Source organism: Streptomyces sp. NPDC059010 (assembly GCF_042740355.1).
GTDB lineage: Bacteria > Actinomycetota > Actinomycetes > Streptomycetales > Streptomycetaceae > Streptomyces.
The window spans coordinates 23,423-45,409 of the sequence record NZ_JBHYJA010000040.1 but is presented as its reverse complement, the minus strand read 5'-3'; the positions used below and the strand labels follow the sequence as shown (position 1 = coordinate 45,409).

Genomic DNA, 21,987 nt, shown 5'->3' with positions numbered 1-21,987 from the left:
CGCGGGGCGCCTCCATGTTCCGGTCGGGCCGCCCTCGTTTCAGCCGGGCAGACCTCCGACGAACTCCGTGACCAGCGTCGCCACCGCCTCCGGAGCCTCCATGTTCATGATGTGCGTGGCGTCGATCCGGCTGACCTCGATCGTCGGCCGGGTGCGGGAGAGCCCGGCCAGTTCGTCGGAGACCCCTTGTGCGAACCGGGCGTTGAACTCGTCGAACCACTCCATGCCGGGCGCGGTCGGCAGCCGTCGGCCGGCCTGCACCAGCAGCAGCGGGAGGTCGACCCCGTCCAGCCACTTGGTGACACCGAGCGCGCCGATGCCGTGGAGTGCGTCGAGGACCCCCTGCGCCTCCGCCCGGCTCGGCAGCGTCTGCCACCTGCCGTCGGGCAGCGGGCGGGCGGCCGCGCGGGCGGCGGTCTCCGCCCGGTCGGCGGGAATCCCGAACGGGGCGACCTTGGCGACCTGTTCCTCGATGTACCCGGGTGACGCGACGGCCCCCGCCGACGCCAGCAGCCCCTCGGCCACCTGCTCGGCGCCGGGGAACTCGGGCCCCCACCAGAAGCCGTCGAGATTCACGGCCGCACGGGCACGGGCAGGGGAGCTGGAGCGGGAACGGTCCGAGCTCGTCCGCGCGTACTCGACCGCGATCAGTCCGCCGAGGGAATGCCCCACCACGACGGCCTCCGGCACGCCGTGCGCGTCGAGCGTGTCCGCGATGTCCCGGACCACGGTGGGGATGGTCCAGGAGGAGGTGCCGGGCGAGCGGCCGTGCCCGGGAAGGTCCACGGCGAGAACGCGGTGCCCGGCGGTGAGTCGGGCGGCCGAGGCGTCCCAGTCGGTCAACGACCGTCCGTATCCGTGCAGAAGAACCAGTTGCGGGCCATCGCCCCCGTAGTCATGAGCGTGTAGGAGAGTCATATGGGCTTCACCGTAGGCGGCCCCCGCGATTCGAGCACCGGATTAACTGCCCTTGACGAGCACGAGCACGAGCACGGGTACGGGTACGGGTACGACTACGCCTGCGGAGCCGGGAAAGCCACCGGGCTGCGCAGCCCCGCCCGGTTCACCGCCCGCACCCCGAAGAACACGTTGTCCTTCGACAGGTCCACCTCGTGTGTCGTCACGTCGCCCACCGGCACGACATGCGTCCACTCCGCGGCGGTCGTCTCGCGCCAGACGAGTTCGTAGCCCGCGAGGTCCGGTTCCGTGCCCCTCGTCCACACCAGGCGGGTGGAGTTGGTGAGGTCGGTGGTGATGATCCTGGCGCCGGTCGGGGTGCCCGGGGCCTGGGCCAGGGTCCACAGCGTGGCCGCGTTCACCCGGGCCACCCTCGCCGTGAAGTCGAAGTCGCAGAACTCCGGCAGATCGCCGTACTGCTTGCCGTGCTCGTCGACGCGGACGTCCTGGTGCTGGTGGGCGAAGTCCTCGGCGGGCTCGGTGAAGCGGGCTGCCGGGTAGCCGCGTTCGAGGAAGGGGATGTGGTCGCCGCCCCGCCGGTAGCGGTCCCGGCGGTAGATCACGCGGACGCGCATCCCGGTCGCGTCGTTGTCGGCCACATCCCTGACGAAGCGCGCCAGTTGGCGGGTCGCCGAGTCGTTCTCGCCGCCCACCGAGCGGCGGATCGCGGCCTGTTCGGGGGTCTCGGACGACGGGACTCCCTCGGCGAACAGCCGGATCGTGTACGGGGCACGGGTGCCGTCGTCCGCCGTCGAGCTGCCGACTATGTCGTTCGTGAACATGCCCTGCACATCCGCGCCCGCCGCCTTCAGCTGCTGTGCCAGATACGCCGATCCGTACAGCCCCTGCTCCTCCCCCGCCACCGCCGCGAACACGATCGTCGACGCCGGGCGGCGCTTCGCCAGCACCCGCGCCAGTTCCAGTACGACGGCCACGCCCGACGCGTCGTCGTCCGCGCCCGGCGCGTCGGAGACGGCGTCCATGACGTCGGTGACGCGCGAGTCGTAGTGGCCGGAGACGACGTAGACGCGCTCCGGTGTCACCGATCCGCGCAGGGTCGCGAGCACGTTCGTGATGCGGGTCGCGGTGGGGATGCGCGGGGCCGGTTCCTGGACGTACGACTGGAGCTCGACCGTCATCCGGCCGCCGGAGTCCGCCGCGTACGACCTCAGCTCCGCCGCCAGCCAGTCGCGGGCCGCGCCGATGCCGCGCGCCGGGTCGTCCTGGACGGAGAGGGTGTGGCGGGTGCCGAAGGAGACCAGCTTGCGGGTCGTCGCCTCGATGCGGTCCGGGTCGATCTCGCGGAGGAGGGCGCGCAGTCCGCGGGTGGGGCGCTGGGCGGTGGCGGGAGGGCGGCTCGCCGGGCCGTCGGCCGATGCGTCGGCCGTACCGGCTGTCGTCATCGCCGCCGCGCTCGCCGCCGTGGCCGTCAGGACCGTTCTTCTCGTGGCGCTGCGACGCATGTGTCCTCCCGGGGCTGCCGATGTCGGCCGACCCCGGCAATGGTTGTGGACATGGCAACCAACGGCAAGGGCACGTCAGCCGTACGCATCAGCCCGCCGTACCAGCCGCGCACATCACCTCAACTACGGGCGCCTGCACACAACTTGAGCCCCACCGGCGTCCCGCACGGCAGATGCCCCTGCGTGCGGATCACCTGTCGGCTGCTCTCCTCGTCCAGGTACGCGAGGAACCCGGCGGTGAGGGTGTCGTCGTCGGCGGTGCCGTAGGTGTAGGCGTACTCGATGTCGCGGTACGGGTAGCCGCTGTCGCCGCGCTCGATCTCGTCCACGTCGACGCGGTCGCCGTCGAGCGGCACCGTGCGCACCCCCTCGTGCCGGGCGGCGACGCTCAGCTCGCTGTAGCCGAGGGCGCCGGGCTGCTCGGCGACCTTGTCCAGGACGTCACTGGTACCGGCGAGTTCGCAGCGCGTGACGGCGGTGACCGCGCCCTTGGGCGGCCGGCAGTCCAGTGAGGTGCTCTGCGCCTGCTCCCACTGCCCCAGCACCCGGTCCTGGAAGACCTGCCGCGTCCCGGAGCTGTCGCTGCGGCTGACCAGGACGATGGGCAGGTCGGCGGTCGCCTTGTCGGCCCCGCGCAGCACCTCGCCCCACCGCTTGTACCGGCCCTTGTAGATGTCCCGCACCTGCCTCACGGTCAGCCCGTCCGGCCCGGGATCGATGCCGTCGTTGACGACGAGCGTGAAGACGGACAGCGCGACCTTCTTCCCCTTCAGGCCCAGCCGGTCGCCCAACGGGCCGTCGGAGAAGGCGATCACCGACCGCGCCCGCGACTTCGACCGGTCAGCCACGGCGGCGAGTTCGGCGACGCCGGCCTCGCTGCCGCGCGTCTCGACGGAGATCTCGGCGCCCGCGCACTTGCGCTCGTAGCTCTTCGCGAGCGTCGAGATCACCGGCTCGAAGGCGGTCGAGCCGATCACCGTCAACCCGCCCTGCTCGCACTCGATGGGATTGCCGTCACGGAAGACGACGATGCCCGCGAGCGCCAGTACGGAGAGGGTGAGCAGTCCGGTGAAGATCCTGGCCGGGAGGGTGAACACCGGCGCCTTGTCGTCCGGTGTGGCGCTGCGGTTGGGGTGCACCTCGCCGTCCCGGATGCCGCCGCGCAGCCGGATCTCGGCGCCGACGTCGCCGCCGGAGAGCAGCACCAGCAGCTTGTAGTGGTCGCCGGGGTTCAGCGGGACGCGCGGGATGCGCAGCCGGTTGCCCTCGTAGCCGAAGCCGCGTTGCGCGGTGAAGTGGTCCATGAGGTGGTCGATGTCGGTCGGCTGGGTGACCGAGACGCCCCGGATGGTGCGGTCGGTGAACACCGCCGTCAGGCCATGGGGTTCGGGGCCGGTGTAGTCGTCGCGGTCGATGCTCTGCGAGCCGTCGTTCTCGACGCGCAGCAGCACGAGGGTCGCGTCGTCCATGTCCGCGTCGAACAGCCCGAGCCGCACGTTGGCCCGGCCCGACCGCACGTCGTCGCCTATCGGGTTGTCCATCTGGACGCGATAGCCGATCCGCTTCCTGCGCGGCACGCGCCGCTCGTACCAGACCATGACGCCCGACGCGACGACACCGATCACCGCCGTCCCGACGGCCACGATGTTCTCTGCGCTCAGCCACTCCACCGGGGTCACCGTAGGCTCGGCCGACCTCAATGCCCTTACATATACCGGTACTTGGGGTTACTGCCTGGTGTACGTCAGCTTCTCCCCGCTGCCCGTGGTCGCGCGCTGCAACCCGCCGGACGGCAGCAGCGTGATCTCGGTGGCCTCGCCCGGCGAACAGGTCGTCGGCTCGCCGGCCGTCACGGTCGACGGGCCGATCCGCAACGGGCCGTTGCCGCCCGGCTCCTCGGTCAGCTCCGCCTCGAACTCGCAGTGATACCTGCCGGTGCCGGAGGGCCCCTCGGCGACGAGCGACAGGACCGTGTCGCCCACCTCGCCCTGCCGGATGGTCAGCCGACGGGTGTTCACACCGGCGCCGCTGTCGATCGAGGCCCCCCAGGTGCCCAGGTAGGCGGTGGGGATCACGCCGTCCGACGGTGCCGAGGCGCTCGGGGACGGGGTGGGTGTGGGGGCGGAGGCGGTCGGGTCGGTGAGGCCCGGGCCCGTGGGGCCGGTGCCGGCGGTTGGGGAGGAGGTCGGATCGCCGCCGTTCCGTTCACCACCGCCGTTCATGAGGCCGTACACCGAACCACCCGCCCCGAGCGCGACCACCAGCGCGACGAGAACGAGCGCCGCCGTGGAACGCCCGCTCCGGCGGGGCCTTTCGGGCGGGGCGGTGGGGAGGTACGGCAGGGGTGGGTCGTAGGGCGGGGTGGGGCCGTACGACGGAGGAGGCGGCCCGTACGCCGGGTTCTGGTCGTACGGCGGGGTCGGGCCGTAAGGCGGCGTCGGGCCGACCGAGGGACTCGCACCGAACGACGGCCCCGCGCCGAACGACGGACTCGCGCCGTACGGCGAGGGCGAGCCGCTCGGCGGCACAGGCCCCCCCGCCTGCACCGGACCCCCCGGCGTGTCCGGACCCCCCGGCGGGAAGCCGTACGCCGGTTGCTGCGGGTGCTGTTGCGGAGCCACCTCACCGTTCTGTGTGGCGGCCATGGTGGGGAGTTGGTCCGGGGGCGTCACCCCGGCGGCCGGGGCGTGCTCGGGAGACGCCGCGGGAGTCGGCTCCCCGGAACCCCCCGTCACCGCCGAACGGCCCTGCACCCCCGAACGGCCCTCCCCCGGCCCCGCCGGATCCTCCGCATCCAGCAACCGCACCGCATGCCGCCCCAGCTGTGCCACCAGCGCACTCGGCAGCCAGGGGTCCCGGGACCGCCCGCCGGAGACGGTGTCCTCGGCCCCCGTACGCTCCAGGATCCGGGCCAGTGTCGGCCGGGAACCCGGGGCCTTTCGCAGACAGTCCTGGACCAGCTCGGCGATGCCCTCGGGCATTCCCTCCAGGTCGGGTTCCTCCTGGGCGATCCGGAACATCACGGCGTGCGCGCCGCTGCCGACGGAGCCGAAGGGCAGCCTGCCGGTCGCGGCGTACGCGAGCACCGAGCCCAGGCAGAACACGTCGCAGGCGGGCGTGATCCGGTCGCCGCGCACCTGCTCGGGCGCCATGAACCCCGGCGATCCGACGAGAGCGCCGGTACGGGTGAGCCCGCTCTCGTCCACCGTCTCCAGCGCGCGGGCGATCCCGAAGTCGATGACGCGGGGCCCGTCGATGGTGACGAGGACGTTCGACGGTTTCAGATCCCGGTGCACGATCCCCGCGGCGTGGATGTCCTTGAGCGCGTGCGCCAGCCCCGCCGCCAGGATCCGTACCGAACGCTCGGGCAGCGCCCCGTGGTCGTGCCCGACGACCTGCTGGAGGCTGGGCCCGGCGACATACCCGGTGGCGACCCAGGGCACCTCGGCCTCGGTGTCCGCGTCCAGCACCGGCGCGGTCCAGAACCCGCCGACCTGCCGCGCGGCCTGCACCTCCTGCCGGAACCGGGCCCGGAACTCCTCCTGCGTGGCCAGCTCCCGCCGCACGAGTTTGACGGCGACGGTACGGCCGCGGTCGGAGCGGGCGAGATAGACGTCCCCCATGCCGCCCGCGCCCAGCCGCCCCAGCAGCCGATAAGCCCCGATCCGTTGTGGATCCCCCGCCCCCAGCTTCTCCATCGCACGCCCCCAACCAGCCCCCGCCTACGCGTCGGCCCCACGATAGTGCGGCATATGGGGAGGTGAGCGGGGCGGCCTCTACGGTTCCGTAACAGGAACGGCGAGGTCGTCGAGGACCTTCGACAACCGTTCCAGAACCCGTACGGCATCGGCGAGTTCCACCTCCCCGAAGGCCTCCGCCAGCCGGTCCGCGAAGGCCGTGTGACCGGGGTTGATGCGGGAGACGGCCGCCCGCCCCTCCTCGGTCGGCGCGAGCAGCTTGGCCCGGCGGTGGGCCGGGTTGGGCCGGTACTCGGCGAGGCCCTTCTCCACCAGCAGATCGGCGATGCGCTGCACGCTCTGCCGGGTGATGCCCATGGCCCGGGCGATCCCGGAGACGGGGAGGGGCTCGCCGAGCACCGCGCCCAGCACCTGCCACCAGGCCGCCGTCAGCCCGGCCGGCTTGGCCAGTTCCTCGGCGACCGCGAGGAACTGCCCGTTGAGACGGAAGACCCCGAGCGCGCTGCGGCTGAGCAGGTCCTGTCGTTCCCGGCTCACAGGACTCCGGCCTTTTCGAGTACGGCGTACGCCCCGGCGTCGGAGTCGTGGAACAGGCGGTACCAGGCGTCGACGGCCTCGTCGTCGTACACCTTCAGCAGCCGGAGGATCTCCCGGGCGAAGGCGACGGGCTCGGTCGGACCGGCGGTGACGAGCCCTCCGTCGGTGACGGCGTCGGCCTCGACATACCGCTCGCCGCCGCCGTACCCGGTGGCGGCCAGGTAGAAGGAGACCGCGCTGGTGTGGTCCCGGTCGTCGAGCAGACCCTCACGGGCGAGCCCGGCGGTGGCCCCGCAGATCGCGGCGACCGGCACTCCGGCGTCCAGGAAGTCCCGCGCCTTGCGGGCGAAGGGGGCGAGGTCGTCGCCCCCCGCCGCGGTGGCGGCTGATGTCTCGGTCCAGAGGTCGGCGCCCGGGAGGATCAGCAGGGCCGCGTCGGACGGCCGTACGTCGTCCAGGGCCAGGTCGGGCTGGATGCGCAGCCCGCCGATGGTGGTGACGGGTTCGCGAGTCGGGCCGACGGTACGGATCCGGTACCCGGCGCGGGCCAGCTGCGCGGTGGCGTGGCCGGGCTCCCAGTCGGCGAGGGTGTCGTAGACGGCGAGATACACGAATTTCGACATGACAAGATGCTGTCACTTAGACAGCATGCTGTCAACCATGACAGCATGCACGCTGCGCCAAAGGCGCATAACAGGACACCCTGCCGCCGGCCCTCTCGTTGAACCGGACATGAAGATCATCACTACCGCCGCCCTCTCCGGCGCCCTCGCCGCCGCCGCTCTCCTCGCCGCCGCCCTCCCCGCCACCGCCGACGAAGGCCCCCTCGACTTCGGCATCTTCCAGGGGGTCAACGAGTCCAAGGGCACGAACTCCACGAACTCCATGGACCCGAACCCGGCCTGGGCACAGACGGACGGCGGGGCGAGCCAAGCCCGTCCGAAGTCGGCGCTGACCATGCTGATGGACCAGCTGGCCTCGCCCGGCGGGCACTGACCCCGGTCGCCGCCCCCGGTCACCGCCCCTGTCGACAACCTGTCGCGGAAACCCCCCGACCGCAGACAGGACGCCGATATCGCGCCCACGGCACCGGCTCCTACGCTCGCCCGCATGACCCCTCAGCCAAATCCCGAGGTCGGCGCCGCCGTGAAGGCCGCGGACCGTGCGCATGTGTTCCACTCCTGGTCCGCGCAGGAGCTCATCGACCCGCTCGCCGTCGCCGGCGCGGAGGGGTCGTACTTCTGGGACTACGACGGCAACCGCTACCTCGACTTCACCAGCGGGCTCGTCTTCACGAACGTCGGCTATCAGCACCCGAAGGTCGTCGCCGCGATACAGGAGCAGGCCGCGCGGATGACGACCTTCGCGCCCGCCTTCGCCGTCGAGGCGCGGTCGGAGGCGGCGCGGCTGATCGCCGAGCGGACGCCGGACGGCCTGGACAAGATCTTCTTCACCAACGGCGGCGCGGACGCCGTGGAGCACGCGGTGCGGATGGCCCGGCTGCACACGGGCCGTCCGAAGGTGCTGTCGGCGTACCGCTCGTACCACGGCGGCACCCAGCAGGCCGTGAACATCACCGGCGACCCGCGCCGCTGGGCATCCGACTCCGCCTCGGCCGGTGTCGTGCACTTCTGGGCGCCCTTCCTCTACCGCTCCCGTTTCTACGCGGAGACCGAGGAGCAGGAGTGCGCCCGGGCGCTGGAGCACCTGGAGACGACGATCGCCTTCGAGGGGCCGTCGACGATCGCCGCGATCATCCTGGAGACGATCCCGGGAACGGCGGGCATCATGCTGCCCCCGCCCGGTTACCTCGCCGGGGTCCGTGAACTCTGCGACAAGTACGGGATCGTCTTCGTCCTGGACGAGGTCATGGCGGGGTTCGGCCGGACCGGCGAGTGGTTCGCGGCGGACCTCTTCGACGTGACCCCCGACCTGATGACCTTCGCGAAGGGCGTGAACTCCGGGTACGTGCCGCTGGGCGGTGTGGCCATCTCGGGCGCCGTCGCGGAGACGTTCGCGAAGCGGCCGTACCCGGGCGGGCTGACCTACTCCGGCCACCCGCTGGCCTGCGCGGCCGCCGTCGCGACGATCAACGTCATGGCGGAGGACGGCATCGTGCAGAACGCCGCCCGCCTGGGCACCGAGGTCCTCGGACCGGCCCTGCGCGAACTGGCCGAGCGGCACCCCAGCGTCGGCGAGGTACGTGGCGTAGGCATGTTCTGGGCCCTCGAACTCGTCAAGAACCGGGAGACCCGCGAGCCCCTCGTCCCCTACAACGCCTCCGGCGCGGCGAACGCCCCCATGGCCGCGTTCGCCGCCGCCGCGAAGGCGGAGGGCATCTGGCCCTTCGTGAACATGAACCGCACCCACGTCGTGCCCCCGTGCAACGCCGGCGAGGCCGAACTGAAGGAGGGCCTGGCAGCACTGGACGCCGCACTGTCGGCGGCGGACGAACACACGGAGTAGGCACCTCTCAATGCCGGTCACGGCAATTTCAGCCCGTCCGGCGTTTACGGCAATTTCAGCCCGTCCGGCGTTTGAGGCAATTTCAGCCTGTCCGGCGTTTGAGGACAAGGCCCCTCAGGGGCCGGAGCGGGGGTCTGGGGGCGCAGCCCCCAGGGATGGGACGGGTAGGGGCGGCGGGGGCGAGAAAACCGGGCGGGCACAGAAAGGTCGGCCCCCACCCGAACGCGTAAGGTGGCGTGCTCGTAGACATAGACGTGCACACCACCGCATCGCGACGAACAGGAGACGCCCCGACCATGCCCGGCACCGGCGGCAACGGCTCCGTGACCCGGAGCACCCTGCGCCAGCAGCTCGCGGACGCTCTGCGGGACGAGGTGCTGGCCGGGCGCCTCCAGGCAGGCCGGGAGTTCACCGTCAAGGAGATCGCCGAGCAGTACGGCGTCTCCGCGACCCCCGTACGCGAGGCACTCGTCGACCTCTCCGCCCAGGGCCTCCTGGAGGCCGACCAGCACCGCGGCTTCCGGGTCCACGAGTACTCCGTCGAGGACTACCGCAGCATCGTCGAGGCCCGCGGCCTGGTCACCACCGGCATGTTCCAGGTCCTCGCCACCGACCCCGGACGCCAACGCGACCCCGAGGACCCCCGGGTGCACGCCGCCGCCGTCGGGGTACGCCGCCGCGCCGAGGAGGCCCAGCGCGCGGCCGCCGCGGGCGACCTCACCGTCCTGATCGGCTACGACCTCCGCTTCTGGCGCGAACTCGGCGCCCTCTTCGGCAACCCCTACCTCGCCGACTTCCTGCACCGGCTGCGCGTGCAGTCCTGGGTCTGCGCGGTCCAGCACCTGCGCCGTCTGGACGATCTGCGCGGCCATCTGTGGTCCGGGCACACCGACCTGGTCGACGCCCTGATGCGCCGCGACCTGCCCACGGCCCGTTCGATCATCGCCGCACACGACGCGGACTCGCTCGCCCTGATCGAGCGGCTGGCGTCCGGATGAGCGGTGAGGGCGGCCCGCGGCACGAGGAACAGGGCCTGCCGGATCTCTCCGTGGTCATCCCCGCCTACAACGAGGAACACCGCCTCACCCACACCCTCGACGCCATCGCCGACCACCTGGGCGACGGCGACAGCGGCGGCGACTGGGAGATCGTCATAGCCGACGACGGCTCCACCGACGCCACCCGCGCCCTCGTCACCGACCGCGACGACCCCCGTATCCGCCTGGTCACCTCCCCCCGCAACCGCGGCAAGGGCCACGCCCTCCGCCTCGGCGTGGCCGCCTCCCGGGGCCGCCGCGTACTCGTCACGGACGCCGACCTCGCGACGCCGATCGAGGAACTGGAACGCCTCGACAAGGCGCTCTCCGAGGGCAACTCGGCGGCGATCGGCTCCCGTTCGGTCCCCGGCGCCACCATCGGCGACCGCCAGCACCGGATACGCGAACTGCTGGGCCGCGCCGGGAACATGCTCATCCGCCGTACGGTCGTCCCCGGCGTCCGCGACACGCAGTGCGGCTTCAAGCTGTTCGACGGCGACCTCGCCCGCGAGGCCTACGCCGCCTCCCGTGTCAACGGCTGGGGCATAGACGTAGAGGTGTTACGCCATCTGCAGCGCACGGGCGTACCGCTCGTCGAGGTCCCGGTCCGCTGGTCCCACCGGCCCGGTTCGAAGGTCGGCCCCCTCGACTACGTCCGCGTCCTGACCGAGATCACCCGCATCGCACTGCGCTCCGTCCGCCCGGCCGACCTCTACGCCGCGCTCCTCTTCCTGCTGATGTCGGTGGCCCTCTACTCCGGCCGTGTCTTCGACCCGGCCCACCGCTACCTCCCCGACTCCCTGCGCGACCAGAACCAGTGGGAGTGGTTCTTCGCGGTCACGGCCGACAACGTCGCCCACTTCCGCAACCCCCTCTTCACCGACCTCCAGGGCTTCCCGGACGGCGTCAACCTCATGGCCAACACGGTCATGCTGGGCATGTCCGTCCCGCTCACACCGCTCACCCTGCTGGCGGGCCCGGCGGTCACCCTCAGCCTGGTCATGACGCTGGGCCTCGCCGCCACGGCGGCCGCCTGGTACTGGCTGATCGTCAAGTACGTGGCACACGGCAGGATCGCGGCCTTCCTGGGCGCCGCCCTGGCCGCCTTCGCCCCGCCCATGGTCAGCCACGCCCACGCGCACCCGAACTTCGTGGTCCTGTTCATGATCCCGCTGATCATCGACCGCGCCCTGCGCCTGTGCACGGGCACCCGGGTCGTCCGGGACGGCGTGGTGCTGGGCCTGATGGCGGCGTACCAGGTCTTCCTCGGCGAGGAGCCGTTGCTGCTCGCGGCGCTGGGCATGCTGCTCTTCGCCGCCGCGTATGCCGTCGTACGCCCCGACACGGCCCGCGCCGCCTGGCGCCCACTGCTGCGAGGGCTGCTGATCGGCGCCTCGGTCTGCCTGCCCCTGATCGTCTACCCGCTGGTCTGGCAGTTCGCCGGCCCGCAGAGCTACACCGACATCGAGCACAACCCCCGCTCCTTCAACAGCCCCCTCGCCCTGCTCTCCTTCGCCGAGCGCTCCTGGCTCGCGGGCGACGCCGAGCGGGCGAACGCGCTGGCCTTCAACACCACCGAACAGAACGCCTTCTACGGCTGGCCGCTCGCCCTGCTCGCCTTCGCGATCCTGGTACGGCTGTGGAGGCGGCCCCTGGTCAAGGCGCTGGCGTTCACGGCGGTGGCGGCGGCCTTCCTGTCCCTGGGCAGGGAGTTCCGCATCCCGCTCACCGGCGTCACGCTCCCCGGCCCCTGGGCACTCCTCGCCGACAAGCCGCTCTTCGAGGCGGTCATCGAGAGCCGCGTCGCGATGATCTGCGCACCCGCACTGGGCATGCTGCTCACCATCGCAGTCGACCGCCTGCTCCCGGCCCGCCCCCAGACCAGCCCACTGACCGGCCCCCTCACCATCTCCCTGACCAGCCGCTACGTCGGCCTCCTGGGCGTCGCCCTCGCGCTGCTCCCCCTCATCCCGGCCCCGCTGAGGGCGGTGGACCGCGTCGACGTCCCCGCCTTCATCGCGGACGGCACCTGGAAGTCGTACGCCGGCGAGGGCGAGTCACTGGTGCCGGTGCCGCTGCCCGACCCCGGCGACGCGGAGGCGCTGCACTGGCAGACCGAGGCCGGGCTCGGCTTCCGGCTGGCGGGCGGCTACTTCAACGGCCCCTACGGCGAGGAAAGGACCGGCATCTACGGCGCCGAGCCCCGTTTCACCTCCAACCTGCTGCGTGATGTGCGCAACTCGGGCGACGTCCCGCCGGTCAATCAGTCCTGGCGGGAGCAGGCCCGGGTGGATCTGGCGTACTGGAGGGCGGGCGTCCTGGTGCTGGCCCCGCAGCCGAACGACGGTGCGTTGCGTGAGACCGTGGAGAAGCTGGTGGGGGCTCCTGGTAAGTGGGTCGACGGAGTGTGGGTATGGGACCTGCGCAAGGGGAGCTGATCCCGAGCCGCACCGATTACCCTTCCCTGACCGATCCCTGATCGACATGCTGAGCGAGGAGCCCTCTTTTGGCCTGTGACCTGTGGCTGGTACCGCTTGTCGATGTGTTGTGCCACACCCCCGACAACCCGTTCGCCGAGGAACTCGCGCAATACAACAAGGTGCTCGCCGAGGCCGGACTGCCGCCGGTGCCGGTGTACCAGTACATGCCGGGCCTGTCCGGCGACGTCGCCCCGGTCGCCGGCTTCGACTACGACGCGCTGCACTTCCTGCGCCGCGCGTATCTGCTCCAGGTCTGCGGGCTCGCGGTCACGCCGGTGGACGAGCTGGGCGGCGACTACGAACAGCTCCTGGAGATGTTCGAGTCGACGGCCCAGCAGTCGCACCTGGTCTGGCACTACGACCACGCGGGCGCCTACGTCCCCGTCGACTTCCCGGGCCCGCTCTCCAGCGAGGAGCTCCTGGCGGGCGGCGGCCCGCTCGGCTCCTCCCAGGCGCTGCTGCGCGAGCTGGAGTTCGTGGCCCCGGTGATCGGCATCGACCCGGCCAACCCTCCGGCGGCGCCGCAGCCCCCGGCGGCCCCCACGGCCCTGGAGGAACCGGCCGTCCCCGCCCCCTACGACCCGAGCCCCTTCGCCCGCGAACGGCACGTGTGGCTGGGCCTGCACGCGGCGGCGACCCGGAGTCTGGCGCAGGGGTCGATGATCGTGTTCAGCTGACCTACTTGAGCTGGGCCAGACCCTTCTGCAGGTCGTCCGCACTCATCACCGGCGTGTAGTCCACCTCGGCGCCGAACTTCTCGAAGAGCGGCTCGGTGAGCGGCGGCATCTGGGAGGAGTCCTTCATGTCGAAGACCAGGAACATCGTGCGGACGCCGCCGTCGGCCGTGAAGTAGGAGGCCTCGGGCTTGAAGGCCCCGACGATCTCCTGCATCAGCTTCGGCATCGCACCACTGCTGATGATGTCGTTCGTCTTGTCCGTGTCGAGATGGGCCTGAAGCAGCACACGCATGACGCACCTTCTTCTGTCGCAGCTGAGCGGTACGGCTTCACGCTATGGGCGGCACACACAGTTCGCCCGTCCACAGCGCCATCAGGAGGAGAAGGGGTGGGAAGGGGGTGCGTCAGTTCTGCTCGATGATGCGGATGGTGCGGATGCCCGTACCCCGATAACGCGTCGGCGTCCTCGTCAGGACAGGACGCCCACGCGGCCAATCGACGGTGGGCAGCGCGAGGTGCAGTACGTGTGCGCCGCCCCAGTCCGGCTCCTCCTTGCCCTCGTCGTCGGCACCGGCCGTCCGCAGCCGCTTGCCCACGGCGGCAGCGGCCGAGAAGTCGAGCCCCTCGACATTGACGGACGGCAGCGCGCCCAGGTGCTCGGCGACTCCGGCCCGCTCACGCTCGGCGGCGGCGAGGCTGAGCGCGGGGATGTAGACCCTCAGGGCCGGGTCCTTCTCCGCCTCCACGACGAGCCGCGAGGCCATGCTGTTCCCCGCGCCGAGGGCGAGGGCGGCCGTGTCGTCGAAGATGAGGGCACGCGGCAGCGGGTACTTCTCCTCCTGCGTCACTGGACCTCTCCGATCCGCCCGGCTTCGAGGTCGGCCCACAGCTTCTCGCCGGCCCTCTCGTCCTCCTCGGTGTACGGACGCCCCAGGAGCTCCTCCACGTACGCCCTGGTCTCCTCGTACTGCTTCCGCAGTTCTTCCTTGGTGGGAGTGGCCCCGGCCAGCTCCGCCACGAAGTCCCGCATGCTCATCCCGCGCTCCCGAGCGAGTTCCTGGAGACGGTCTCGGACAGCGGGGTCGACCTTGATCGTGGTGTCAGCCATGAGGAGAGTATACCGACGGTATACCACCTCAGGGCGTTCGAGTGTCAGGGTCATCGCATCCCTTTCGATTTGAGTTGACCCGGCCCGCGCATGCGCGACCGGGAGTCTTCCTGGCCTACGCCGCCGCGACCCGCCCCCGGAACCACCGGAGGCCCCGCCGCACAACCGCCCACCCCGACTCGACCTCAACGGCCGTGACCGGCAAGGAAGTCGGGACCTCGGGGCACCCCCGCAGCAGGCACGCCTCGACATGCGCGACCGCCGAGTCCACCGGCCCCGGCCAGTCGTACGCCAGCGCCGCCCGCACCCGCGCACTGCTGACGCCCCGCTCCCACCACCTCTCCACGAGCGGCGCGAGCCGCAGCGCCTCGGCGCCGTCGAGAGTCAGCCGGGGGTCGATGTTCCTGAGCGAGATGAGCAGATGCGCGGCACGCACGGTTTGCCTGCTCGGTGCGCCGGGATCCCGGACTTTTTCGGTTTCACCCGTTCGTGGCTCGACCTCGTACAGGGTGTCGAACACCTCGTAGACGACGGAGAGTCGGCCCGCCGCCTCCACCCGCCGCAGATACCGCAGTTCCTCCAGCTCACGCAGGGCGGCGGCCACCCGTGCCCGCCCCTTCGCACTGGGTGTCGCCAGCGCGCGGAGGGTGACGCGGGTGCGGTTCGGAAGGGCCAGCAGGCACGTCAGTACGCTCACCGCACGCCAGGAGATGCGGCGGTCGCGGAGAAGGGCGGAAGAGAAGCCTGAAAAGACGCGCGCACGCGTCGTACGATGAGAACGCATCGGGTGTCCTTACGCATCGGACCTGGTGCCAAGCCCCCGGGTGTTGGCGCACCGCGGGGGCATTTCGTTTGCTGCCGTGACTCTAAGGCCACGCAAAGCGAGGATTGCAAGCCGAAACCACCTTTTCCCTGGCGGAAGTTCGCGTTCTTCACTCCTGCGAGTGAAGGGCGGCGTACAGGAGACGCGCGTGGACCAGGCGGTCGGGGGTGGTCGGGCGGTAGCGCCAACTCAATGGCCAGGTCAGGCCGTTGAGAGCAGGTACCGGGATGTACGAGACCCGGCTCGGACCGGCGGTGAAGCGGGTGACGTGTTCGGGCCAGGCACGGTGGGACGTACTGCCGACGGCCACGAGGAAATAGACCCCGCGCCTCCCCGTCGCCGTCTCGACGATCGGCCCCGGATCACCGCCGGTCATGCGAGCGAGCCAGTCGGCCACGTCCCTCCCCTCCTCGCCGTCGACTCTGATCGCGTCGAACTGGACGCCCGCTTTGCGGAGTTGAACGCCGGTCTCCGGGACCCAGGTCAGGTCGGTTTGCGTATTCACGGGGCCAGTTTGCGGGTGGGCGGCTAGCTTGATCCATGACTCTGAGTCGCCGGTTGAACACGGTTGAGGGGCGGCGTCCGTGAGTTGTGACCGGTTGAGTTCGGTTGAGTTCGGAGGTGACCGCAATGGCGCGGGCGGAGAACAAGACGGAGGCAGGCGGTACGGCCCATTTGGTCGCCGCCCTGGCAAAGGCGTTGCGGGAGCAACAGGGGCTGACTCAGCCGCAATTGGGCGACAAACTCGGCTATACGGCAGCGGCGGTCAGCGCGATGGAGACGTGTGCGCAGCCCGCGAGTGATCAGATGCTGGTGAAGTTGGAGGAGGAAATCGGTGGTGGGTTGGGGGTCTTCGAGAAGGCCCGCAAATGGATGCTGCTGGAGAAATACCCGGCTCGGTTCCGAGGGTTCTCGGAGTTGGAGGCCGAGGCGGTCACGATCTGCTCCTACGAGACGCTGGTCGTCGACGGTCTGTTCCAGACCGAGGATTACGCGCGAGCACTGATTGGCGGCGGTTATCCGCCCTTGCCAGAGCAGAGGCGCGAGGAACTGATTGAGGCTCGGCTGGCTCGCCGGGCGCTCTTCGACCGGGCCACGGCCCCGCACATCGAGCTGATCCTCGAAGAGAGTGTGCTCCGTCGGCCGTTCGGCAGCTGGGACATCATGCGAGAGCAGTTGCGTTCGCTCGCTGAGAATGCCCAGCGGGAGAATGTCTGCGTGCAAGTGCTGCCCCTGGAACGCGGGTTGCGCGGGACTTACGCAGGGGCCTGCGGTCCTATGCACCTCGTGGAGACCAAGGACCATGAGCACGTCGTGTACCTGGAAGTCGAGGACCAAGGGTTTCTGGTCAGCGATCCGGCCGAGGTGTCCCAACTGGCGCACCGCTATGCGAGGATCCGTTCACAGGCCCTGAGTACCGACGAATCTCTGGCCTTCATCGAGCGGTTGGCAGGAGAGGAACGATGACCGGCACCGGAAACCTTCGCTGGTTCAAGTCGAGCTACAGCGACAGCAGCGGCGGCGCCTGCCTCGAAGTCGCCCCCTGCCCCCACGCCGCCACCGCAACCCCCACCATCCACATCCGCGACTCCAAGAACCCCGACGGCCCCAACCTCACCGCCTCCGGCGAAGCCTGGACCGCCTTCCTCAGCCTTGCGTACCGAGGCTGATCAGTCGCAGGACGACCGATGGTCCAGGTGCGGAAACAGCCGCTCCCACTGGTCCTCCGGCACGCTCAACGGGAACGCCTCGCACAGCTCCGTATAGAGGCGATCGGTGTCGAAGGGGAGCACGTAGAGGCCGTTGGTGGTGACAGCCATCCAGCGCGGCTCCTCCGCCCCTCCCGTCGGGGCCACCTGGACGTCCTCCGCGTTCTCCAGCGTGGCGAACTCCGGTGTCTCCCAGCGGCCGTTCTCGCCGACGCGCCGGATTCGGTAAGGCTCGCCCGTCACGACGTACCGTCCGTCCGAGGTCATGTCGACGGACGCGATCCCCCGGTCGAACCGGACGCTGTCCTTCTTCCTGGGCTCTGCCGGATCGGTGACGTCCCAGAACTCGACGGAGCCGTCGGCCAGGGCGGTCACCAACTCGCCCTTGCCCGTGGGGTAGTAGCCGTCCGCAGCCCCCGGAATCCGGCCCTTGCGGGCGGGGTTCGCCGGGTCGGAGAGGTCCCAGAGGCGGATGTTGTCCCCCGACTCCTCGGCGATGAACAGGTTGGCGGCGGGGAGGAACATCGCACCGTCCCTCAGCGCCGCGTCCTCGATACGCCCGCCTTTGCGTGGCCTGGCCGGGTCCGTGAGGTCCCACAGCCTGACGTGCCAGTCGTCCTCGACCGTCCCCAGCAGCCGCGCCCCGGTGTACCAGGGGGACGTCGCGCGAAGGGGCGTCGGGAAGTCCGCCTCGATCGTGCCCTTGCGTACCGGCGCCGTCAGGTCCCGGATGTCCCACACCTGTAGTTCGTGGCCTTCCCCGACGCGGGTGTTGATCACGAGCTGCTGGTTGTCGGGGCTCACCACCGTGAAGTCGAGGTCCGTTCGGTAGTCGATGCCGGAGAGTTTCCCGGGGGCGCCGTCACCGTCGAACTCCCAGAAGCCCAGTGCAGACGTTTCGCCGCCGTCGACGCGGCGGGCCATCAGGACGGGGTGGTCCCGCTCGGTGAGGAAACTCGCGAACCAGCGCTCGGGCAGGGTGAAGCGCAGCTTCGGTTTCCACGGGTCTGTCACGTCCCACACCCGCGACCCTTCCCTGGCGTCGGTGATGACGAGCCGCCCGTCGGAGCTGAACTTGCCGGTACCCGCGTTGTCGGTGGGCTCCAGCCGGCCGTTCAGCCGGGGGACGGGCGACACCCTGGGCCAGAGGCGGATCTCGCCGCCCACCTCGCCCACGGCCAGATAGTCGCTGTCCGTGCGGTAGGCCAGCGACTGGGCCGGTTCGCCGGCCGGCCGGCCCGTCAGATCCGAGGAGTCGCCGACGATCTCCCGCACCCCGCGGTTCACGTCCATCTGCCGTGCCCCGTTCGCGCCATCCGCTCCGGCCAGCTCGTTGCCGTCCGGGCTGAAGGCGAGCTGGGGCATCCCGTCGTCCGAGTAACCCCATACGTCCTCGTAGTCCTCGCCCTTGACCGCGCGCAGCTTCCGATCGTCCTCGACCTCCCACCAGGCGATCTTCGTGTCGGCGCCGACGGCGACGACGAGGTCGCGTTCGGGATGGGCCGCGACCGCGGTGACCGTGTCGGTCGGTGCGGTGTCCCGGAGCACCGGGCGGTCCGGGTCGGACAGGTCCCAGAGCCGTACCTGGGCGGGCCGGTCGGCGTCCTCCCCGCTCCTGCCGTTGCCGGTGATCAGATGGCGTCCGTCACGGGTGAACGCCAGGGAGACCACCGCGGCTTCGCCGAGCGTCCTGCGCACGCGCAGTTCCGGGTGGGCGGGGTCGCTCACGTCCCACAGCCACAGCCGCCCGTGGTCGTCGCCCGCCGCGAGTGTCCGGCCGTCGCCGCTGAAGGCCACGGTGAGCGTCACGCCCGCGTCGGCCGGGACACGGGCCAGCCGCTTGGGATCGTGGGGATCGGCGGTGTCCCACAGGGTGAGCGCCTTGCCGCTCTGCGCGGCCAGGATCCGGGTGCGCGGCTGGTAGTCGACGGCCGCGCTCCTGCCCTCCGGGTCGATCCGGCCCGCCTCCGCGGGGACGGTCGGCTCGGACACGTCCCACAGCTGTACCCGGCCACCGCGCTGGCTCGCCGCCAGCACCTTGCCGTCGGGGCTGTAGGCGAGGTCGAGGACCGGCTCGCGGTACGGGGTCTTCGGTACGAGGTGCACGGGCGCGGTTGTGGTCGCGGCCGCGTACAGGCTGGAACGGGACTGCGGGGTCTCTGCCGTGCGGTACGCCGCCAGGCTCAGGCGCAGCGCGGTCTGCGGATCCCGTTCGCGCATGATGTCCGCCTGGGTGGCCAGCTCACGGGCGATCGACTCCCTCTCCCGGATCGCCGACTCCCGGTTCTCCGTCAACGCCCAGGCGGCGAGGCCCGAGGCGACCAGCGCCAGCGCCAGAAGCCCGCTGAGCCAGGCCGCGTTCCGGTTGTGACGGTGCCGCTCCGCCCGCTCGCTCGCGGCGACGAAGTCCAGTACGACGGGCCGGAGGGGCACGCGCGGGGCGCGCGTGTTCTCCTGCCGGGCGGTGAGTTTCCTCGCCTCCTTGAGGCTGTCCCCGGTGTAGAGGCCGCTGGACGTCGTCCCGCCCGCCTCCCATCCCTCCGCCGCCTCCGTCAGCCGCCGTAGCCGCAGCAGGTCGTCCCGTACCTCGGTGATCCAGCCGCTGAGCCGGTGCCAGGCGTACAGCAGTGAGTCGTGGCCGAGCTGGGCGCCACCGTCCTCGTCCACCACGACCAGGTGGGCGTCCGCGAGCTGCCGCACCAGATCGCCGGACCCGGCCAGCTCCTGCGCCGGAACCCGGCGCCGCACCAGCCTTCCCTCCCCGTCGGCCACCTGGACCATGGCCAGCATCAGACCACGCAGCCGGGCGCGGCCCGCGTCGTCGAGACGGTCGTGGATCTCGTCGGCGGCGCGGGCGACCGCGTCCCGGATGCCGCCCGCCTGCCGGTAGGCGGCGTGGGTGAGCGTCGCACCGCTGCGGCGCAGCCAGATCTCGCGCAGCGCATAGGCCAGGAACGGCAGCGCGGCGGCGTCACCCGTCCCGCCGCCTCGGCGCTCCTCGTTCACCTCGCGCCGCAGGACCTGCGGTACGCCCTCCTCCCACGCCAGGCCCGCCTGCCGGGCCGGGCCCACGATGGCCTGCTCGATCTCGGTGTCGTTCAGTGCCGGCACGGTGAAGTGCTCCCGCTGCACCAAGGGTGCGAGGCAGGGATCCCGGAGCGCGTCGTCGTGGTAGTCGGCGCGCAGGGCCAGGACGACACGAGGGCCGTCCGCCGCGGTGAGGGCGTCCACGAACCGCTTCCGTTCGGCCGCGTCCGCGCCGTGCGTGAAGTACTGCTCCAGCTGATCGACGACCAGCACGCGCGGCGTCGGCCCGGTCGCGCAACGGCTGAAGCGTCCCTGCTCCAGGTCCCGTACGACCTCGGGAAGCGGCCGGTCCACCGCCGCCGCCCAGGCGCGGGCCAGCTCCCGGAACGGCTGTGCGCCCGGGCCGGGCACGATCCGCACCGGCCCCAGCCCGGCCGGTCCCGCGGCCACGCTCAGACCGGCCCGCAGCAGCGAGGACTTGCCGACGCCCGAGGTGCCGAGCACGACCAGCGGTTCGCCGGGCCGGGTCTCTCCGACGCGCCGCAGCAGGTCGCGGGTCACCTCTGCCCGGCCGAAGAAGAGGTCGTGCTGCTCGGGCAGGAACGGCACGATGCCCGGGTACGGGCACACGGCGTTCGGATCGTCGTCCGTCACGGGCGGGGCATCGGCGGCCGGACGCGACCCGTAGCGGCGGTTGGCCGTGAGGACCAGCTCCGACATCCGCGCGGTGCCGCTGCCGTACGGCCGGGCCTCGGCCCCCTGGAGCCGCTGGTCGAGCAGCCGGTACACCCCGCCCAGCGTCAGCCGGTTCGGGGCGCCCGCGTCGCCCTCGCGCAGCAGGTCCAGCAGATGGCCGGTGAACAGGGTGTGCTCGGCGCCCTCCGGGGCGTACGCCAGGGCGTTGTGCAGGGCCGACCCGAGCAGGTAGCTGCCCTGCGGGCGGGATGCGCCGAACGGGTCGGGGGCGGGCGCGCGGGCCGGTTCCGTCGCGTTTCCGGCGAAGCAGCAGTCGAGGATCACGACCGGGTCCGCGGCCGCGTCGCCCAAGTAGCGTTCGACCTCCGAGTACGGCACCGAATGAGCGGTGTCCGTGAGGGATCTCGTCGCCGCCGTCGCCAGATAGAGGCGCCCGCCCGGCCCGCGCAGACCGTGGCCCACAAAGCAGAAGACGACGATTCCGCCCTCGGGCCGGTCCTCGGTGGGCGCCGCCCGGTCGGCCGCCTCCGCCAGCGCCTCAAGCACCTCACTGGGCGACCGCGGGTCCGGCAGCACCCGCACCCGGTCACCCATCCCGCACTCGGTGCGCAGTGCCTCGGCCAGCGCCCGGGCCGACGGCACGGCAGCCGCGAGGTCGTGCAGCAGGTCTCCCGGATGGCTTCCGGTGCCGACCACCACGGCATGGCAGCCGGGGCCCCGCAGATCCAGCCTCCCCCGTATCGGCGTCATCAGCCCGCGCCCTCCGAACGCCGGGTCTCCCCCTCCCCCTCCGAGGCTGGCCTGTGCTCAAGGGCCCTCGCGACGCGCTGCGCCAGCTCGCTGGTGCCCTCCGCGGTCAGCCCGCGCACCTTCTCGGACGAGACGACGACCTGGGTGCCGTCGGGCTGGTTGATGGTCACGGTCAGATTGCCCCGGCGGTTCTGGAGCCATACGACGACGGCCGCACCCACCGCGGCGGTCGGGCCGCCGGGCGCCAGCAGCAGCGTCACCAGCTCGCTCCACGCCCCCATCGCCCCCGCCGGGGCGCTCGCCGGGGGCTCGCGCCTGACCCGCCCGCGCAGCTCGGGATCCTGACGCAGCCAGTCGTGCAGCTCGTCCATGGCACCGGTGTGATCGCCCGACTCCGCCTCCACGGCCAGTGTGACTCGCACCCTGCTCCTCCCGTGCCTCGGCGTCACCCCACGCGGTTCCGCACCTCTCAACTCCCCCTACCCTCTTCGGAGTTCCACACGCACAACGGCAACGCCCCGGCCCGCCGAAGCGGACCGGGGCGTGAGCGGCCCGGACG

General features: G+C 71.4%; 20 protein-coding genes. 7 read left to right on the top strand and 13 right to left on the bottom strand.

Annotated elements, in window-relative coordinates:
* Positions 1-39: 39 nt before the first annotated feature.
* The 6 genes from ACFWYS_RS34245 to ACFWYS_RS34220 all read right to left on the bottom strand — a co-directional run bounded on the left by ACFWYS_RS34245 (position 40) and on the right by ACFWYS_RS34220 (position 7,278).
* A complete protein-coding gene (locus tag ACFWYS_RS34245) occupies positions 40-918 on the bottom strand; it encodes an alpha/beta fold hydrolase (RefSeq protein WP_384777240.1) in 879 nt (292 codons plus the stop codon).
* Positions 919-1,013: 95 nt separating this feature from the next.
* Complete coding sequence (locus ACFWYS_RS34240) at positions 1,014-2,420, bottom strand: M28 family metallopeptidase (RefSeq protein ID WP_384777237.1); 1,407 nt, start codon at positions 2,418-2,420, stop codon at positions 1,014-1,016.
* 119 nt (positions 2,421-2,539) lie between these two features.
* On the bottom strand, positions 2,540-4,090 hold the full coding sequence (locus ACFWYS_RS34235; RefSeq protein ID WP_384777234.1) for a PstS family phosphate ABC transporter substrate-binding protein: 1,551 nt from the start codon (positions 4,088-4,090) through the stop codon (positions 2,540-2,542).
* A 57-nt stretch (positions 4,091-4,147) separates the two neighbouring features.
* Complete coding sequence (locus ACFWYS_RS34230; RefSeq protein WP_384777231.1) at positions 4,148-6,118, bottom strand: serine/threonine-protein kinase; 1,971 nt, start codon at positions 6,116-6,118, stop codon at positions 4,148-4,150.
* A 78-nt stretch (positions 6,119-6,196) separates the two neighbouring features.
* Positions 6,197-6,655 carry a MarR family winged helix-turn-helix transcriptional regulator gene (locus ACFWYS_RS34225; RefSeq protein ID WP_384777228.1) on the bottom strand — a complete coding sequence of 153 codons (459 nt, stop codon included), beginning with the start codon at positions 6,653-6,655 and terminating at the stop codon, positions 6,197-6,199.
* The gene (locus ACFWYS_RS34220; protein ID WP_384777226.1) at positions 6,652-7,278 is read right to left on the bottom strand and encodes a type 1 glutamine amidotransferase family protein; all 627 of its coding nucleotides are present in this window, start codon (positions 7,276-7,278) and stop codon (positions 6,652-6,654) included. Before ACFWYS_RS34220 ends, ACFWYS_RS34225 begins: the two co-directional genes overlap by 4 nt.
* Before the next feature lie 109 nt (positions 7,279-7,387).
* Between ACFWYS_RS34220 and ACFWYS_RS34215 the strand changes: the two genes are divergently transcribed.
* The 5 genes from ACFWYS_RS34215 to ACFWYS_RS34195 all read left to right on the top strand — a co-directional run bounded on the left by ACFWYS_RS34215 (position 7,388) and on the right by ACFWYS_RS34195 (position 13,315).
* The gene (locus ACFWYS_RS34215) at positions 7,388-7,651 is read left to right on the top strand and encodes a hypothetical protein (RefSeq protein ID WP_384777223.1); all 264 of its coding nucleotides are present in this window, start codon (positions 7,388-7,390) and stop codon (positions 7,649-7,651) included.
* 114 nt (positions 7,652-7,765) lie between these two features.
* Positions 7,766-9,121 (top strand): aspartate aminotransferase family protein, encoded by a 1,356-nt coding sequence (locus ACFWYS_RS34210; protein ID WP_384777220.1) that lies wholly within the window; start codon positions 7,766-7,768, stop codon positions 9,119-9,121.
* A 296-nt stretch (positions 9,122-9,417) separates the two neighbouring features.
* Positions 9,418-10,119, top strand: coding sequence for a GntR family transcriptional regulator (locus ACFWYS_RS34205; protein WP_384777217.1), 702 nt, complete (start codon positions 9,418-9,420; stop codon positions 10,117-10,119).
* Complete coding sequence (locus ACFWYS_RS34200) at positions 10,116-12,596, top strand: dolichyl-phosphate beta-glucosyltransferase (protein WP_384777214.1); 2,481 nt, start codon at positions 10,116-10,118, stop codon at positions 12,594-12,596. Before ACFWYS_RS34205 ends, ACFWYS_RS34200 begins: the two co-directional genes overlap by 4 nt.
* Before the next feature lie 68 nt (positions 12,597-12,664).
* Positions 12,665-13,315 carry a hypothetical protein gene (locus tag ACFWYS_RS34195; RefSeq protein ID WP_384777211.1) on the top strand — a complete coding sequence of 217 codons (651 nt, stop codon included), beginning with the start codon at positions 12,665-12,667 and terminating at the stop codon, positions 13,313-13,315.
* A gap of 1 nt (position 13,316) precedes the next feature.
* Here the strand turns inward: ACFWYS_RS34195 and ACFWYS_RS34190 are convergent, their stop codons facing one another.
* The 5 genes from ACFWYS_RS34190 to ACFWYS_RS34170 all read right to left on the bottom strand — a co-directional run bounded on the left by ACFWYS_RS34190 (position 13,317) and on the right by ACFWYS_RS34170 (position 15,751).
* Entirely contained in the window at positions 13,317-13,607 is a 291-nt protein-coding gene (locus tag ACFWYS_RS34190) for a hypothetical protein (RefSeq protein WP_384777208.1), read from the bottom strand.
* A 112-nt stretch (positions 13,608-13,719) separates the two neighbouring features.
* Positions 13,720-14,163 (bottom strand): hypothetical protein, encoded by a 444-nt coding sequence (locus ACFWYS_RS34185; RefSeq protein WP_384777205.1) that lies wholly within the window; start codon positions 14,161-14,163, stop codon positions 13,720-13,722.
* The gene (locus ACFWYS_RS34180; protein WP_384777202.1) at positions 14,160-14,423 is read right to left on the bottom strand and encodes a hypothetical protein; all 264 of its coding nucleotides are present in this window, start codon (positions 14,421-14,423) and stop codon (positions 14,160-14,162) included. Before ACFWYS_RS34180 ends, ACFWYS_RS34185 begins: the two co-directional genes overlap by 4 nt.
* A 115-nt stretch (positions 14,424-14,538) precedes the next feature.
* Entirely contained in the window at positions 14,539-15,120 is a 582-nt protein-coding gene (locus ACFWYS_RS34175) for a hypothetical protein (protein ID WP_384777199.1), read from the bottom strand.
* Between the two features lie 235 nt (positions 15,121-15,355).
* The gene (locus tag ACFWYS_RS34170) at positions 15,356-15,751 is read right to left on the bottom strand and encodes a hypothetical protein (RefSeq protein WP_384777197.1); all 396 of its coding nucleotides are present in this window, start codon (positions 15,749-15,751) and stop codon (positions 15,356-15,358) included.
* Between the two features lie 116 nt (positions 15,752-15,867).
* Here ACFWYS_RS34170 and ACFWYS_RS34165 point away from each other — a divergent pair, with 116 nt between their 5' ends.
* Complete coding sequence (locus ACFWYS_RS34165) at positions 15,868-16,713, top strand: helix-turn-helix transcriptional regulator (RefSeq protein ID WP_384777193.1); 846 nt, start codon at positions 15,868-15,870, stop codon at positions 16,711-16,713.
* Entirely contained in the window at positions 16,710-16,916 is a 207-nt protein-coding gene (locus ACFWYS_RS34160) for a DUF397 domain-containing protein (protein WP_384777190.1), read from the top strand. The genes ACFWYS_RS34165 and ACFWYS_RS34160 overlap by 4 nt, the downstream gene beginning before the upstream one ends.
* On the opposite strand, the gene ACFWYS_RS34155 is transcribed toward ACFWYS_RS34160, so the two are convergent.
* A complete protein-coding gene (locus tag ACFWYS_RS34155) occupies positions 16,917-21,428 on the bottom strand; it encodes a caspase family protein (RefSeq protein ID WP_384777187.1) in 4,512 nt (1,503 codons plus the stop codon).
* On the bottom strand, positions 21,428-21,850 hold the full coding sequence (locus tag ACFWYS_RS34150; protein ID WP_384777184.1) for a hypothetical protein: 423 nt from the start codon (positions 21,848-21,850) through the stop codon (positions 21,428-21,430). Before ACFWYS_RS34150 ends, ACFWYS_RS34155 begins: the two co-directional genes overlap by 1 nt.
* Between the last annotated feature and the right edge of the window lie 137 nt (positions 21,851-21,987).